A 15,753-nucleotide genomic window follows, 5' to 3' on the forward strand; every position below is an offset into this window, starting at 1 on the left:
CAAAGCTATTTTACGAGGAGGTGCTTTTATACAAAAAACTAAAACAATTCTTGTAACTGTCCTACTTATTTTCTTAAATGTCTTTGGACTAATTGCATTTTTGATATTATTCTTTCGCAGTAAAAATAAAAGAAAAGCAATATCGCGGAAAAAGTAACCATTTTGACAAAAAGGTAAATTCAGTCTTTCACCTTTTTATTTAACCCTTGACATTTTTTTTATTTATTTTATAATAGTTACCATGTTATAAAACAAAGGGTTACAATTATGAAAAAATCATTTACACTCATTTTGCCAGCAATTGGCGCAGCTTTGATAGCCGTTTTTGCTCAAATTACCATTCCTATCGGTCCGGTACCTTTTGCTCTGCAAAATATGGCAATTGGCTTAGTGGCTACTATTTTTCATCGAAAAGAAGCTCTATTAGCAGTCGCTCTTTATCTTCTCTTAGGCGCTATCGGTCTGCCTGTCTTTGCAGGAGGAAACGGTGGATTTCAAGCACTTGTTGGTCCAAATGCAGGTTATCTCTGGTTTTATTTGTTCTACGCCCTAGTAACAGCTAGTCTAACTTCCAAAAATAGTAGCTTTTTGACGATATTCTTAGCCAATCTACTCGGAGATGCTTTTGTTTTTGTCGGTGGTGTACTTGGTTTAATGTTATTAGCAAGATTTAGCTTAGATAAAGCTATCACTGTTGGAATTATTCCTTTTATCCTACCAGATTTCATAAAACTCATCGTAATTAGTCTTGTTACTATTCCTATTTTTAAAAATTTAAAAAACCATCCTTACTTTAAGCTAATAAAATAAATATTGTACAAACAGTCTTAAAACTCGCTCATAGCATTATTTTTATATGACTCAAAAACTTTTTGCATTTTGTTCTTAACAAAAATGACTGATAGTCATATAATATTTTATATAAAAATGACCGGTGGTCACAAAAGGAGTTCACTATGCCTATTAGAAAAGCAATCCCAAGCGATATTCCAGTACTCAATCATCTTTTAGAGCAAGTCTTGCTTGTTCATCATAAAGTTCGACCAGATATTTTCAAAGAGAGTGGTCGCAAATTCAACGATGAAGAGTTGAAAACACTGATGTCTCAGGAAAATACACCAATCTTTGTCTTTGAAAATGAAGAAGGAAAAATCTTAGGTCATCTCTTTTGCATCATTAAAGAACCACAAAGTCTCGCACAAACACCTATCAAAACGCTTTTTATTGAAGAACTTTGCGTTGATGAAAATGCTCGTGGTCAAAAAATTGGTGAGCAGCTCTGCCATTTTGCAGAAGAACTTGCCCAAGAAATTGACTGTTACAACTTAACCCTTGATGTATGGAATGATAATGTCGCTGCCTTGCGCTTTTATGAACGTTTAGCTCTAAAGCCCCAACAAACAATCATGGAAAAAATTTTAAAGAAATAGGAAAAGTGCATGAGTAAGAGAGAAAACAACTGCAATACGAAAAACGGTTTAAGCCGTTTTTTTATACTCAATTCCAGCCGATTTTATGATAAAATTCCCTCTAAATTTACAATAATTTCCCTTAATTGTTTTTCGAGAATTTCGGGTCTAGCAGTAATGCTCATTAGTAAAGTATTTAAAGATTGCTCAAATTGATTAGGAAGAAGGTTCGCATGCGCTGCTGCATATGATATCATTCTCTTCTCGCCGGGGTGGGTCAATTCATTAACTGCGAAAATGATGTCAAAATAGGATTCTAAAAAGGCCGCTATACGATGATTGACACTGACAAAGTCTTTTCGTTTTGCTGCTTTTAAAATCTGCGTATCATAGGATGGCAAATGCTCGGTTAACAAACTAAAATTTCGTGAAATGATGTTGTCTTTTAATTTCGGAGGAAAAGGAACGTCAAACCGTTTTTTCAATTTTCCGAACTCTCCGTTAGCATCATAAAGAATCTTGCAGGTTTTTAAATTGTGCCAAAAGCAGGTGGTGTAGCCATTTCCTGCTTGGTATTTTTCGACAACATTTTCAATATCTTGCGCAAAATCGCGAATGTTTCGATAAAGAATATCAATATCAATACCATTATTTAAGGTACAGTCATCTTCCAATTCCCAAAATTGATTGCTTATTTCCATATAAGAACAATATTGGGTCAAAATCAACTTCCGACTGTCTTCATCTGGAATGCTCGTGCAGTAAATATATAAATCATAGTCCGAAGTCTCATCATAAGTTTCTCCGCTACGAGATCCGCCTAAAGCAATCGCTGTCACTTCTGGTAAATTGGAAAATGCTTTCCAAAGTTGTGTAAAAACTGTCATTTTCTCCTCCGATATAAAACTTTTCCTTATTATACATTATATTGCTACAAGAAAAAACTCCTAAACTTCAATTTAGGAACTTTTCACGTCTTATCGCACTTCTGCACCAAGCGTTTCTTCAAGAGACTTTTGGATTTTTTCCATATAGCGAGCTACTTCCTCATCTTCTAGCGTACCCTCTGGATTTTGGAAAGTCAAAGTGTAAGCCATGGACTTCATACCAAGCCCAAGTTTTTCACCTGAGAAGACATCAAACAATTTAATATCTGTCAAACGCTTCACACGAGCAGCTTCAATAGCTTCAACGACTTCTTTGTGACTGATTTCTGCTTTAAGAAGCAAAGCAATATCACGTGTTACAGCTGGGAATTTAGTAACTTCTACAAATGGTTTTGCTGGTTGAATTGCTTGTTCAACCGCTGTCAAGCTGACTTCTGCTACATAAGTTTCTGGAATATTATAGGCTTTAGCAACTACTGGATGAACTTGACCGACAAAACCAATGACTTGTCCGTCTAGTGAAATAGTCGCTGTACGACCTGGATGCATACTAGTGAATGCTTGTGTCGCTGTGTATTCTACGTTTAGACCCAGACGGTCCAAAAGTGCTTCTAAAATTCCTTTTGCATAAAAGAAATCAACTGGTACAGCCGGAGTTTGAAAATCCTTTTCAGTAACCAAACCTGTCAAAGCAAAGGCAAAGCTGTTAATTTCAGTCGGCAATTCTTCCTGTGGATTCCTCGTTTGCTCGAAGACTTTTCCGATTTCATACAGAGCCAAGTCCTTATTTTTACGTGCTACATTATAGGCAACGGTATCCAAAATGCCAGCTACCATATTTTGACGAAGGACACTACGATCTACTGTCATAGGCCACATTAACTCTGTCAAGTTACTTGGGTTGGTGCTGAATTGCACAGCTTTTTCAGGAGTGGTCAAAGCATAGGTGATAACTTCTGTCAGACCAGCACCTTCTGCTACTGTGCGAACCTTGCGGCGGAGTTTTTGGGTTTCTGTCAATTCACCAGCTGTCCCGTCACCTTTTGGAAGAGTTGCTGGTAATTTATCATAACCATAGATACGCGCAATCTCCTCATAAAGGTCTGCTTCAATGTGAATGTCCCAACGACGGCGTGGTACGCTGACTGTGAATTTCTCTGCATTGCCAGTAAGACCAAAACCAAGACGGCGGAAAACATCTTCAATATCTGTATAAGTTAATTCCGTTCCAAGTACACGATTGACATCTGCCAATGTTGAAACAACTTCAACATCTGATGTGTCCACTTGACCTGCTGAGACGATACCGGCTTGTACTGTTGCACCTGCAAGATCTGCAATCATACTAGCCGCAGCATCTAGAGCTTCTGTTACTGTCGCTAGGTTAATTCCTTTTTCAAAACGAGAAGATGATTCTGAACGAAGATTGAGACGCCCGCTTGTCTTACGAATAGAAGTTCCGTCAAAAACTGCTGCTTCAAGCACTACACGCCTTGATTGAGGAGAAATTTCCGTTGCAGCTCCACCCATGACACCAGCAAGAGCGACTGGCTTATCTGCTACTGCAATCACAAGATCGCTCGTTTCTAATTCGCGCTCTTCATCATCAAGAGTTACTAATTTTTCACCCGTATGCGCTTCGCGCACCACAATTTGATTGCCCTTAAAAGTATCTAAATCAAAGGCGTGCATTGGTTGACCAAAGTAAAGCAAAATATAATTTGTCACATCTACTACATTATTGATAGGACGAATTCCTGCATTCATCAGCAGATTTTGAAGCCATTGCGGACTTGGAGCAATGGTTACATTTTCCAAAATACGTGCTGCATAAAAAGGCGCCTTGTCCGTTTCAATCGCAACAGAGAGTTGTTCTGCAGCTTGCTCTTGTGCTTCTAACAACGGAAAATCTTTAAAATGAACTGACTTGTCGTAGATAGCTGCTACCTCATACGCTACTCCACGCATTGAAAGCGCATCTGCACGGTTCGGTGTGATAGAAAGCTCAATAATTTCATCATCTAGGTCAAGGTAAGGAAAAACAGAATCCCCCGGCACAGCTTCTTCTGGCAGGATTTGAATGCCATCGGAAAATTCTTTTGGAACAACCGAGTCTGAAATGCCTAATTCTCCAAGAGAACAAATCATTCCAAGGGATTCTAAACCACGGATTTTTCCTTTTTTAATCTTATAATTATTTGCAATACGAGCTCCTGGAAGAGCTACCATAACCTTGATTCCTGCTCGTATATTTGGAGCGCCGCAAACGATTTGTCGAAGCGCTTCTTCTCCAACATTCACTTGACAGACATGGAGATGTGTTTCAGCTACATCTTCACAGCTGACTACTTCACCAACTACAATTTTTGACAATCCCTCAGCAGGAGAGCTGACCCCTTCTACTTCAATCCCTGTCGTTGACATTTTTTCAGCTAATTCTTCACTCAGAACAGTTACGTCAACTAGTTCTTTTAACCATTTATAACTTACTAGCATAATTCATCTATATGAGTGCATAGAAATCTTTGAGAACTATTGTTTCTGCTCAAAAATTTTGCCTCATATTACTTCCTTTCTTTTTGAGGCTGGGACAAGTACCCAAGCCAAGTGCTTTTTCGCTTAATTTAATTCTTTCCGAATGAGCCAGTCAATATCAACCGTTTCACCAGTCGCATATTCATGCTCACTAAAACGTTCAAAACCATATTTAAAGTAAAAGTTTTGCGCTTTGAAATTCTTTTCCCAAACACCTAACCAAATCCACGAAAACTTTCGTTTAGTAGCTTCTTGCATGACAAAATTAAACATTTCCTTGCCAAAGCCCTGTCCTTGATAAGGTTTCAAAACATAAATCCGATGAACCTCAAAAGCATTCTCCATTAAGTATTCTGCCTCTACGGGCTCAGTCTGTGCTTGCCCCCAGTTAAATTTGAGAAAGCCAACAATCTTTTCTTTCTCATCTAGTGCAAAATAGGTCTCCGACTCTATTTGCGCCAAATCCTTCTGAATCTGCTCAAGGGAGAGTTCATGAGTAAAATAATCTTGCATATCTTCCACTTTAATATAAGGGCCGAAAGTTTCTTGATAAGTTTTCACTTCCAGTTCTCGTAGAACTTCAACCTGTCCTTCTTTTACTTTTACTAACATAGCATTTATTTAAATTGTTCTGAAAAACGAACATCACCTTGATAGAAGCCACGAATATCATTGATACCGTAGCGCAGCATAGCCACCCGTTCTTGACCCAGTCCAAAAGCAAAGCCAGAATAAACATCAGCATCAATGCCACTCATTTCAAGGACACGAGGGTGCACCATTCCAGCTCCCATAATTTCAATCCAGCCAGTCTTTTTGCAAACATTGCACCCTTGACCACCGCATTTGAAGCAGGAAACATCCACTTCAACAGACGGCTCTGTAAATGGGAAATAAGACGGACGCAGACGAATACTGCGGTCTTCTCCAAACATTTTTTGCACAATGAGCTGCAATGTTCCTTGAAGGTCTGCCATAGAAATATTTTTCCCGACAACCAAACCTTCAATTTGATGAAATTGATGAGAATGCGTCGCATCATCCGTATCCCGTCGGAACACACGCCCTGGCGAAATCATTTTCAAAGGTCCTTTAGAAAAATCATGTGCATCCATCGCTCGAGCTTGAACCGGACTAGTGTGAGTCCGCAGTAAAATTTCTTCTGTAATATAGAAAGTATCCTGCATATCACGCGCTGGGTGGTCTTTTGGTAAATTCATCCGCTCAAAGTTGTAATAGTCTGTTTCGACTTCAAAACCATCTACAACTTGATAACCCATCCCAATAAAAATATCTTCAATTTCTTCACTTGTCTGGCTAAGAACATGACGATTCCCAGCAGGAATTTTCCGACCAGGAAGGGTGACATCTACAGACTCACTCGCCAACTGATTGGCAACTTTTTGCTCTTCCAGTAACTTTGACGATTCTTCAAAAGCAGCGGTCAACACATCTCGCGCTTCATTGACATGCTTCCCAATAATCGGACGCATATCAGCAGAGACGTCTTTCATGCCCTTTAAAATCTCTGTTAAAGAGCCTTTTTTCCCAAGAACAGAAACTCGTAGATTCTGCATTTCTTTTTCATTTTCAGTCGAGATTTTTTTCAACGACGCCAGCGTTTCTTCTCTAAGCTTATTTAATTGTTCTTCAATGGTTGACATATAATTCCTCCAAATATAAAAACCGCATGCCAAACTCCATAAGCGGAGCGTTGACACGCGGTACCATCCGTTTTCATCTGGTTTTCCAGACCTTAATTCTAAATCCCTTTGCAAGTGAATTCACCTAGATTCCATCTAAAGAGCTCTCAGTCTCTGGCTCTTCTCCCTGTCAAACTTCCCCTAAGCTACTAGTCTTGCGGATTCTTATTTAATTAATTGGTATTATACCAAATTTTATAGGACTTGTAAATAGACCTTGTTTAAAAAGGTAATCGTACTCAACATACATTACAGGCAGCAGTCGATTCTATACTAGCTCGCTCAAGTATTCGTAGCGCTCATATTTCTCCAAAAGTAAATCGTTTTTACCATCCAGTTCTTTTTGAAGTTCAGCGAGTCGACTGAAGTCCGAAGCATATTCCTGCATTTCCCGCTCAATAGCTACAATTTCCTCCTCAAGCTTCTCTATATCTCCCTCAATAGACTCCCACTCCTGTTTTTCAAAGTAGCTTAAACGCTTCTTTTCCTCTCGCACTTTAGCTACTTTTTCCTTTTCAGGTTGTTGGGAAATGGCAGATCTCTCTAGCTCAAACGCCTTTTCATCCAGATAATCAGTATAATTACCGAAATATTCTCTGATAGTTCCCTCTTCAAAGGCTAAAATCTTATCTGCTACTTTATCAAGGAAATACCGATCGTGACTAACAGTCATAACTGGGCCGGCAAAGCTTTGCAAAAAATTTTCCAGCACCGTTAATGTCGCAATATCTAAGTCATTAGTCGGCTCATCCAACAGCAAAACATTCGGCTTTTCCAACAATAACTTGAGAAGGTAAAGCCGTTTTTTCTCTCCTCCGGACAATTTTTCAATCAAAGTTCCATGAGTGGAGCGAGGAAAGAGAAATTGTTCTAGCAGTTCAGCAATAGATGTCGTCCCCACCGATGTCTTAACTTCTTCTGCGACTTCCTGCAAGAAATTAATAACGCGTTTGGATTCGTCCAACCCTTCAATTTGCTGTGAGAAATAAGCCACACGAACCGTCTCACCAATGATCAATTGACCAGATTGAGGTGCTAATTTCCCAGCAATTAGATTGAGCAAGGTAGATTTTCCAACACCATTATCCCCCACAATCCCAATCCGATCTTTATTTTGAACTAACAAATTGAAATGAGAAAGAATCTTCTTGTCACCATAAGCAAAGTCCACATCTTTAAATTCAATCACTTTCTTCCCAATACGACTGGTCTCGAAATTCATTTCTAAGTCTGTCTGAGTTGCTTGATCAGATAAATCCTTTTTCAAATCTTGAAAACGATTGATTCGAGCTTGTTGCTTGGTTGCTCTAGCCTGTGGTTGGCGACGCATCCAGGATAATTCCTGTTTATAAAGCTGCTGTTTTTTATGGAGAAGGGCAGCATCTCGTTCGTCTTGTTCCGCCTTCAAACGGACGTAATCTTGATAATTTCCTTGATATTCAAGTAAATCCCCGTTGTCCAATTCAAAAATTCGTGTCGAAACATGGTCTAGAAAATAGCGGTCATGAGTAATGAAAAGAACCGTTTTTTTGGAATTCTTCAAAAAATTCGTCAGCCATTCGATACTATCAATATCCAAATGGTTGGTCGGCTCATCAAGGAGCAATAAGTCATCGTCTCCTAACAAGACTTGCGCCAATTGCACTCGGCGTCGCAAACCACCTGACAGGTCGCCGACCTTAGCAGATAAGTCATTTAAACCCAGTTTAGACAAAACAGTCTTAACTTGACTTTCAATTTCCCATGCTTGAAGAGCATCCATTTCAGCCATAATCTTCTCTAAACGAGATTGATTGCTTTCATCATAGTTAGACAGCAATAGCTCATACTCACGAATAAGCTGCATTTCTCGCAGATTGCTAGATAAAACCGTATCTAGCACTGTTTTATCGTCATCAAAGTGCGGTTCTTGAGTTAAGTAACCGATTTTATAGTCTGAATGAGCAGAAAAGGGATTGACATCCCCATCAAATCCAGATTTTCCAGACAGAACATTCAAAAGGGTCGTTTTTCCAGTTCCATTAACCCCAATCAAGCCAATCCGATCCAAACCATGAATAATAAAGGAAATATTTTTAAAAACAGTCTTATCTCCCACCGTTTTAGTCAACTTTTCAACAATAAAGTCACTCATCTTCTCTCCTCTACAAAAGCTAAAATAGCCTCCAGACGGTTGTCCAAGGTACCATTCACAATAGCTGTCTCAATCTCAGTCAAGAGCTGTCCTAAAGCAGGACTCGGCTTAAAGCCAAATTCTTTGATTAACAGACCACCATTGACGACAATTTCATGTTTATCATGAATCGTTAGTGAATCATAAGTAGAATGAATCTTTTCAAAATCAACAGCTAATCCCTGTGCTTGACGAATTTCTTCTGCTTGCATCATCAGGTCCAGTTCAAAACGATAGCATTCTTCCTTATTCAGAAAATGCCTTTGGCGAATATTATAAATCGTGACAATTTGCTCTACGCGCTTTTGAAATTCATTTGAAGTTTTCCAATGCTTGAGGAATTTTTTAACATTTTTTACTTGAAGAGTCATTAAAAGAGTAGCCCAAGCTTGCTCTGAACTCGTAAATTGAAAATCTGCTTTAACATCAAACATCTTTTCCAACTGAGATTGGCTGCTGCGCATGTCAGGCAAATAGTCTGTTGCACCACTGGCAAGCAGACTTTTCAATCCTTTACGCCAATAAGACGCTGTCAGTAGTTTGTCAAATTCAATGAAAGTCCGCTCTACAGAAATTTTTTCTAATAGTGGTGCACACAGTTTCATAGCCTGAAATGTATCTGTGTCCAAATCAAACCCTAAAGCTGCCTGAAAACGAAATCCTCGCATAATGCGCAAGGCGTCTTCGTTGAAACGTTCCGAAGGTATTCCTACAGCACGTAAAATCTGATTTTCTAAATCAGCTAACCCTTCAAATAAATCAATCACATTCCTTGCTTCATCCAAAGCCAAAGCATTGATCGTGAAATCGCGCCGTTTTAAATCTTCTTTTAGAGAACGAACAAACGTGACATGGCTAGGTCTGCGATAGTCTACATAGATATCCTCTGTCCGAAAAGTCGTCACTTCATATTCATGATTGTCCTCTAAGACTAAAACTGTCCCATGCTCAATTCCGACATCAATCGTTCGCTCAAAAATACGTTTGGTTTCTTCTGGATAACTAGAACTTGCAATATCCACATCATGAATCGGTCGATTCAATAAAGCATCGCGGACTGAACCACCGACAAAGTACGCCTCAAAACCGGCATTCTTAATCTTCTTTAATACTGGTAAAGCCTCCTGAAATTCAGAAGGCAGATTTTTTAATCTCATAACAAATATTCCAATCCGTAGACAAGCTCTTTTTTCTTGACCACTTCCTTAATACCTAAATTCACCCCCGTCATGAAAGACTTACGATCGTACGAATCATGACGAAGTGTCAGTCCTTCACCTTGACCGCCAAAGATGACTTCTTGATGAGCCACCAATCCTGGTAAACGAACCGAATGAATGCGCATGCCGTCCATTTCTGCACCACGTGCTCCTGCCAATATTTCTTTTTCGTCCATTGCACCTTGATGCTTCTTGGGGCGAACCTTGCTGATCAATTCAGCTGTTTTAATCGCTGTGCCGCTCGGCGCATCCTTTTTCTGATCATGATGTAATTCAATGATTTCCACATCTGGAAAATATTTAGCTGCCTGCGTTGCAAATTGCATCAAAAGAACCGCTCCCACAGCAAAATTAGGAGCAATCAAGCCTCCTAGCTCTTTTTGCCGAGAAAACTCAACTAACTCTTTGATTTCATCTGATGTAAATCCAGTCGTTCCGACCACAGGTGCAAAACCATGCTCTAATGCAAAACGAGTATTTTCATACGCTACTTTAGGAGTTGTAAAATCAACCCACACATCCGCTTCTACACCACTCAAATCTTCTTTCTGATTAAAAACGGGAACACCAGCTACTTCTTTTTCTGGAGTAAGTGGGTCAAGCAATCCAACGAGCTCTAATGCAGGATCTTCTGTCACCATGTTATAAGCAGCTTGTCCCATTTTTCCTTTGAAACCAGCAATAATGACCTTTATACTCATGGAATTCTCCTTAAATAATCGGAATATAGGCTAAGGCAATACTTCCAGCACCCAAGTGAGTTCCAATCACACTACCAAATGTCGCAATCGGAACCTCTCCGGAAACACCATCTTCTAACAATAATTGATGTAAATGTTCTGCTTTTTCCAGTGCATTTCCATGAATAATCATCACTTGGTAATTTCCTTGTGCAGTTTGCTCTTTGACAATCTCAATCAGGCGTTTCGTAGCTTTTTTCTCGGTACGAATCTTTTCATAAACCTCAATGACGCCCTCTTCATTAAAGTAAAGAATTGGTTTGATACTGAGCAAGTTTCCCAGAATTGCAGCGCCATTCGACAAACGACCGCCTTTCACCAAATGATTTAAGTCATCTACCATGATGAAGGCACCAATTCCCTTAATTTGAACGTCAAGATTGCTCAGAATTTGCTCAAACGCTAACCCTTGTTCAGCCCAGTTTAAAATATGCTCCACCATCATTCCAAGCGGCGCACTTGTGATTTTTGAATCTGGAAAAGCAATTTCTAAACTTGGAAATTCATCTTTCAAATACTGGATATTTTGATAAAAGCCAGAAATGCCACTCGATAAAAACAGACCAATGACATAAGTATAACCTTGCCCTTCTACTAAAGACAGAGTGTTCACTAAGCTGGCAATACTCGGTTGGCTAGTCTTTGGCAATTCACTAGAAGCTGCCATTTTTTGATAAAATTCGCTAGCAGAAAGATTCTTTCCTTCGATGTACTCAACCCCGTCGATACTAACGGGAATATCTAAGACAAATAAATGCTCATTTTCGATGACTTTGCTATCCAAATATGCTGACGAATCAGTAATTACGGCTAATTTCATGCATTAAAACTCCAAATTAATACCTGGCAAATCCAAGGCGATTTCTGTTACTTCATAGGTCAAACGATTTAAGACGGACAAACTTGGACGAGCTAATTGTTCCACTTCGTCCTGCTCAAATTCACTTGGCTCATTGACAATTTGTCCCATGATATGGTTGACTTGTGAGATTGTTCCACTAATTACAAAAGCATCAAAGACAATCATAAAGCTCACAATTACAACGATAGAAGTTACTTGTCCTTCTTGATCTTGATTTAACAATTGAAAATTGACATCCACTTTTGTTTCTGGGGTTCCGTTTTCTTTTTCCCACTCTAAATTACGTGCATCATAGTGATATTGACTGACAAATTCTTTTTCGCGTTGTAATTCCATTTCATTTCTCCTCAAAATATGCGTTATTAAAATTATAACATATTTTCCAGCGCCTGACTATTTTAATCAGTATGAAAATCATCTCCTTTCAATGTTTCTTTTAGATTAAAAAAGGAGCTAGAGAATTATTCTCCAACTCCTAGAACGATGAAACTCATCATTATTTATTCAATGGTTTGCGAAGTGCTCCGAATAACACGCCACTTACAATAGCTCCAATCAAGATAAATACGATATAAAGAAGGGCATTTGAAGTAAGTGCAATAACGAAGATACCTCCGTGCGGTGCCATGAGTTTAATACCAGCCATGCCGACAAGTGCGCCTGCTAAAGCTGAACCAACCATAAAGCTTGGGATGGCACGAGCAGGGTCAGCAGCACCAAATGGAATGGCACCTTCAGTGATGAAGGATAGTCCCATAACAATGTTTGTCAAACCTGAATTGCGTTCTTCTTCAGTAAATTTATCTTTGAATAGAAGGGTTGCGACAAAGACTGCAAGAGGTGGAACCATACCACCAGCCATAACTGCTGCCATTACAACTGAACCACCTGTTGAAACAGTTGCAGCAAGAGTTCCTGTACCAAAGATATAAGCCGCTTTGTTGAAAGGACCGCCCATATCAATAGCCATCATACCACCTACAACGAGTCCAAGGAGGACAGCTGAACTACCAGATAAGCCTTCTAGGAAACTATTCAAGCCAGTATTGATAGCGGCCATTGGAATATTTACCAACAGCATCAAGAAACCAGTTAGCAATGTACCTAAAAGTGGATAAAGTAGAATGGACTTGATACCCTCAAGTGATTTTGGAAGACCACTCAAGGCTTTTTTAAGGAAGTTTACAACGTAACCTGCAAGGAAACCACCCACTAGAGCTCCAAGGAAACCAGAAGGTACACCAGCAAGTGCAAGAGTTGCTTTCCCACCTTCAGCAAATGGAATTTTACCAAAAGCAAGACCTGCTGAAGCCATACTACCTGCTACAAAACCTGGTGCTAAACCTGGCTTTTCAGCGATAGAATAAGCGATATAACCAGCCAGTACAGGAAGCATAAAGCCAAAGGCCAAACCACCAATATTCTTAAACATTGCTGCCAACTCATGATAAGTACCGAGATTTGCTAATTGATCTTTTGGCACTCCCATTGCTTGGTCAATCAAGAATGCCACCGCAATCATGATACCACCACCGATAACGAATGGAAGCATTTGGCTAACACCACTCATCAAGTGTTTGTAGAATCCACCTGCTACATTTGTTGAAGAGGAGGCAGCTTTTTTATTGGCTGCATGATACACTTCTGCTTTTCCTGATAGTGCTAAGTTAATCAACTCTTCTGTCTTACGAATACCGTCAGCAACTGGGCGGTTAATCAATGGTTTACCGTCAAATCGATCCATTTCTACAGCTTTATCAGACGCAATAATAACCGCTTTTGCTTTTTGAATATCTTCTGCGGTCAGTTTGTTTCCGATACCACTAGCACCGTTGGTTTCAACCTTAATACCAACTCCCATTTCAGCAGCTACCTTTTGAAGAGCTTCTTGCGCCATATAGGTATGTGCAATTCCTGTTGTACATGCTGTTACCGCAACAAGGAAATCACCATCTTTGGTTGCTGGTGCTACCGTTGCGGGCTCTGCTGCTTTATCAGACGCTTGGTCAAATAACGCAATCACTTCGTCTGGTGAAGTCACTTGACGAAGTTTATCTGCAAATCCATCTTTCATCAGATATTGGGATAATTCTGCAAGTGCAGCCAAGTGAGTATCATTCGCTCCTTCTGGTGCAGCAATCATGAAGAACAAATCTGTCGGTTGCCCGTCTAAACTTTCATAATCCACACCCTTGTTTGATTTTGCAAAAAGAACGGTTGCTTCTTTGACTGCCGCATTTTTACTGTGTGGCATGGCAATTCCGTCCCCTAAGCCTGTTGAGGTTAAAGCTTCACGAGCCAAGATTCCTTCTTTGAATGTTTCAAAATCCGTCACATAACCACGGTCAACTAAACGATGAATCATTTCATCAATAGCAGCTGTTTTTTCAGTTGCTTGTAAATCAAGCAACATCACATCTTTTCTCAGTAAATCCTGAATCTTCATATTTTTTCTACCTCTACTTTTTCATACGTTTCGTTAATAAAAGCGGCTGTTGCCAAGTCATCAGAGAAAGTCGTTGCCGTTCCGCAAGCTACTCCCCATTTGAAGGCTTCAACAGCATTTCCTGAACGAACAAATTCGCCAGTAAAGCCTGCAACCATTGAGTCACCAGCTCCGACAGAATTTTTTACGATTCCCTTGATTGGTTTTGCAAAATAAGCTCCGTCCTTTGTTACCAAAAGCGCACCGTCTCCTGCCATAGAAATAATAACATATTGCGCACCTTTAGCTAGAATTTCACGAGCGTATTTCTCAATCTCATCCAAATTTTCCAGCTTCATTCCGAAAATATCACCCAGTTCATGATTATTTGGTTTTACCAATAATGGTTGAAACTCTAGTGAATCAATAAGTGTTTGTCCCTCGAAATCACAAACGACTTGTGCTCCAGTTTGTCTCGTCAGGCTAATCAGCTCTTTGTAGACAACATTGCCTAAATTTTTATTGCTTGACCCTGCAAAGACAACTGTATCTTTCTCTGACAGCCCTAAAAGAATATCTTTTAATGTTATCAATTGCTCTGGTGAGACAGTCGGACCCGTTCCATTGATTTCTGTCTCAGCGTCTGCTTTTATCTTAACGTTGATACGCGTATCCTCTGACACTTGGACAAATTTGGTCGCAATCGCTTCATTTTCCAAGGTATCAGTAATAAATTTTCCAGTAAAGCCACCAATAAAGCCAGTCGCTGTATTGTCAATTCCCAAACGTTTGAGCACACGACTGACGTTGATACCTTTGCCACCGGCAAATTTATCATCGCTCTCCATACGATTCACGCTTCCAACATTGACCTTATCCAAACGGACAATATAGTCAATAGAAGGATTAAGCGTAACAGTATAAATCATACTTCAATAACCTCCGTTTTTTCTTTTATCTTTTCCAATTGCTCATTGGCACAAGCACTAGTAATAATGCTTGCACGTTTGATAGGTGCGACTTTCACGAAAGAGGTCTGACCGATTTTTGAGGCGTCAGCTAAGATATAAGTCTGTTTGGCGTTTTCAAGAATCGCTCGCTTGACTGCTCCTTCTTCCATATCAGGCGTTGTATAGAAATTTTCATCAATCCCATTCATACCAATAAAAGCTTTATTGAAATTCAACTGACCGATTTGGTTCAAAGCAACCCCCCCGATACTAGCATCTGTTGAGCTTTTGACAACCCCTCCGATAATAACCGTTGGAATGTTTTTCTCAACTAATTTTGTAGCATGGTGAATGGAGTTGGTCACAACCGTCATATGTTTGCTTGAAAGCTCATTGATTAACAATTCATTTGTCGTTCCAGCATCAATAAAAATGACATCCTGTTCTTGTATCAATTCCGCTGCTTTTTGAGCAATTCGCAATTTATCTTGAACGTTTTTGATAGATTTTTCTTGATTGCTTTCTTCCTCTTGAAGAAAATGAATACTTTCTGCTCCACCGTGAATCCGACGCAGTTTTCTTTCATCTTCCAATTCATCTAAATCTCTGCGCACTGTTGATTCAGACGTATTTAACAAACGAACTAAGCTATCCAGAGAAACAACTTGATGACGATTGATTTCTTCTAAAATCACCTGTTTGCGCTCTGATTTTAAAATAATTCCACCCCTTCCTGCAATCGTTTACAGATTCATTATACACCATTTTATTTCAAAGTCAAGCATTTTCTTTCAAAAACTATCACTTTTTTAATAAAATAGCAAAATGCAATAAGAAAAGGCTGACATT

14 protein-coding genes are annotated in these 15,753 nt (G+C 39.5%); 2 read left to right on the forward strand and 12 right to left on the reverse strand.

Going from position 1 to position 15,753, the window contains the following annotated elements:
* The first annotated feature begins 267 nt into the window (after positions 1–267).
* Both ABKA15_RS05425 and ABKA15_RS05430 read left to right on the forward strand, forming a co-directional pair.
* Positions 268–810, forward strand: a complete 543-nt coding sequence (locus ABKA15_RS05425) for a biotin transporter BioY (protein WP_049512117.1) — start codon at positions 268–270, stop codon at positions 808–810.
* A gap of 146 nt (positions 811–956) precedes the next feature.
* Positions 957–1,430: a GNAT family N-acetyltransferase gene (locus ABKA15_RS05430; RefSeq protein WP_049512115.1), complete on the forward strand. Its 474-nt coding sequence runs from the start codon at positions 957–959 to the stop codon at positions 1,428–1,430.
* A gap of 83 nt (positions 1,431–1,513) precedes the next feature.
* Here the strand turns inward: ABKA15_RS05430 and ABKA15_RS05435 are convergent, their stop codons facing one another.
* The 12 genes from ABKA15_RS05435 to ABKA15_RS05490 form a co-directional block, all read right to left on the reverse strand.
* Positions 1,514–2,296: a nucleotidyltransferase domain-containing protein gene (locus ABKA15_RS05435; protein ID WP_049512113.1), complete on the reverse strand. Its 783-nt coding sequence runs from the start codon at positions 2,294–2,296 to the stop codon at positions 1,514–1,516.
* A gap of 90 nt (positions 2,297–2,386) precedes the next feature.
* Positions 2,387–4,792 carry a phenylalanine--tRNA ligase subunit beta gene (pheT, locus tag ABKA15_RS05440; protein WP_049512111.1) on the reverse strand — a complete coding sequence of 802 codons (2,406 nt, stop codon included), beginning with the start codon at positions 4,790–4,792 and terminating at the stop codon, positions 2,387–2,389.
* A 123-nt stretch (positions 4,793–4,915) separates the two neighbouring features.
* Positions 4,916–5,443 (reverse strand): GNAT family N-acetyltransferase, encoded by a 528-nt coding sequence (locus tag ABKA15_RS05445; RefSeq protein ID WP_049512109.1) that lies wholly within the window; start codon positions 5,441–5,443, stop codon positions 4,916–4,918.
* Between the two features lie 5 nt (positions 5,444–5,448).
* Positions 5,449–6,495 carry a phenylalanine--tRNA ligase subunit alpha gene (pheS, locus tag ABKA15_RS05450; RefSeq protein ID WP_049512106.1) on the reverse strand — a complete coding sequence of 349 codons (1,047 nt, stop codon included), beginning with the start codon at positions 6,493–6,495 and terminating at the stop codon, positions 5,449–5,451.
* A gap of 307 nt (positions 6,496–6,802) precedes the next feature.
* The gene (locus ABKA15_RS05455; RefSeq protein ID WP_049512105.1) at positions 6,803–8,668 is read right to left on the reverse strand and encodes an ABC-F family ATP-binding cassette domain-containing protein; all 1,866 of its coding nucleotides are present in this window, start codon (positions 8,666–8,668) and stop codon (positions 6,803–6,805) included.
* Complete coding sequence (locus tag ABKA15_RS05460; RefSeq protein WP_049512102.1) at positions 8,665–9,864, reverse strand: CCA tRNA nucleotidyltransferase; 1,200 nt, start codon at positions 9,862–9,864, stop codon at positions 8,665–8,667. The genes ABKA15_RS05455 and ABKA15_RS05460 overlap by 4 nt, the downstream gene beginning before the upstream one ends.
* Entirely contained in the window at positions 9,861–10,628 is a 768-nt protein-coding gene (gene dapB, locus ABKA15_RS05465; protein WP_049512100.1) for a 4-hydroxy-tetrahydrodipicolinate reductase, read from the reverse strand. The genes ABKA15_RS05460 and dapB overlap by 4 nt, the downstream gene beginning before the upstream one ends.
* Before the next feature lie 10 nt (positions 10,629–10,638).
* Entirely contained in the window at positions 10,639–11,487 is an 849-nt protein-coding gene (locus tag ABKA15_RS05470) for a DegV family protein (RefSeq protein WP_049512098.1), read from the reverse strand.
* Between the two features lie 3 nt (positions 11,488–11,490).
* On the reverse strand, positions 11,491–11,865 hold the full coding sequence (locus ABKA15_RS05475; RefSeq protein ID WP_003024043.1) for a DUF1149 family protein: 375 nt from the start codon (positions 11,863–11,865) through the stop codon (positions 11,491–11,493).
* A gap of 160 nt (positions 11,866–12,025) precedes the next feature.
* The gene (locus ABKA15_RS05480; RefSeq protein WP_049512096.1) at positions 12,026–13,975 is read right to left on the reverse strand and encodes a fructose-specific PTS transporter subunit EIIC; all 1,950 of its coding nucleotides are present in this window, start codon (positions 13,973–13,975) and stop codon (positions 12,026–12,028) included.
* The gene (pfkB, locus tag ABKA15_RS05485; RefSeq protein WP_049512094.1) at positions 13,972–14,883 is read right to left on the reverse strand and encodes a 1-phosphofructokinase; all 912 of its coding nucleotides are present in this window, start codon (positions 14,881–14,883) and stop codon (positions 13,972–13,974) included. The genes ABKA15_RS05480 and pfkB overlap by 4 nt, the downstream gene beginning before the upstream one ends.
* Positions 14,880–15,623: a DeoR/GlpR family DNA-binding transcription regulator gene (locus tag ABKA15_RS05490; protein ID WP_049512092.1), complete on the reverse strand. Its 744-nt coding sequence runs from the start codon at positions 15,621–15,623 to the stop codon at positions 14,880–14,882. Before ABKA15_RS05490 ends, pfkB begins: the two co-directional genes overlap by 4 nt.
* Between the last annotated feature and the right edge of the window lie 130 nt (positions 15,624–15,753).

Source organism: Streptococcus sp. KHUD_010 (assembly GCF_040207525.1).
GTDB lineage: Bacteria > Bacillota > Bacilli > Lactobacillales > Streptococcaceae > Streptococcus > Streptococcus hominis.

Excerpts from the sequence above, each read along its gene's own strand:
- ABKA15_RS05460 (WP_049512102.1), bottom strand. The coding sequence starts at position 9,864 with ATGAGATTAAAAAATCTGCCTTCTGAATTTCAGGAGGCTTTACCAGTA.
- ABKA15_RS05470 (WP_049512098.1), bottom strand. The coding sequence starts at position 11,487 with ATGAAATTAGCCGTAATTACTGATTCGTCAGCATATTTGGATAGCAAA.
- ABKA15_RS05435 (WP_049512113.1), bottom strand. The coding sequence starts at position 2,296 with ATGACAGTTTTTACACAACTTTGGAAAGCATTTTCCAATTTACCAGAA.
- pheS (WP_049512106.1), bottom strand. The coding sequence starts at position 6,495 with ATGTCAACCATTGAAGAACAATTAAATAAGCTTAGAGAAGAAACGCTG.
- ABKA15_RS05430 (WP_049512115.1), top strand. The coding sequence starts at position 957 with ATGCCTATTAGAAAAGCAATCCCAAGCGATATTCCAGTACTCAATCAT.
- ABKA15_RS05445 (WP_049512109.1), bottom strand. The coding sequence starts at position 5,443 with ATGTTAGTAAAAGTAAAAGAAGGACAGGTTGAAGTTCTACGAGAACTG.
- ABKA15_RS05475 (WP_003024043.1), bottom strand. The coding sequence starts at position 11,865 with ATGGAATTACAACGCGAAAAAGAATTTGTCAGTCAATATCACTATGAT.
- ABKA15_RS05455 (WP_049512105.1), bottom strand. The coding sequence starts at position 8,668 with ATGAGTGACTTTATTGTTGAAAAGTTGACTAAAACGGTGGGAGATAAG.
- dapB (WP_049512100.1), bottom strand. The coding sequence starts at position 10,628 with ATGAGTATAAAGGTCATTATTGCTGGTTTCAAAGGAAAAATGGGACAA.
- pfkB (WP_049512094.1), bottom strand. The coding sequence starts at position 14,883 with ATGATTTATACTGTTACGCTTAATCCTTCTATTGACTATATTGTCCGT.
- ABKA15_RS05480 (WP_049512096.1), bottom strand. The coding sequence starts at position 13,975 with ATGAAGATTCAGGATTTACTGAGAAAAGATGTGATGTTGCTTGATTTA.
- pheT (WP_049512111.1), bottom strand. The coding sequence starts at position 4,792 with ATGCTAGTAAGTTATAAATGGTTAAAAGAACTAGTTGACGTAACTGTT.
- ABKA15_RS05425 (WP_049512117.1), top strand. The coding sequence starts at position 268 with ATGAAAAAATCATTTACACTCATTTTGCCAGCAATTGGCGCAGCTTTG.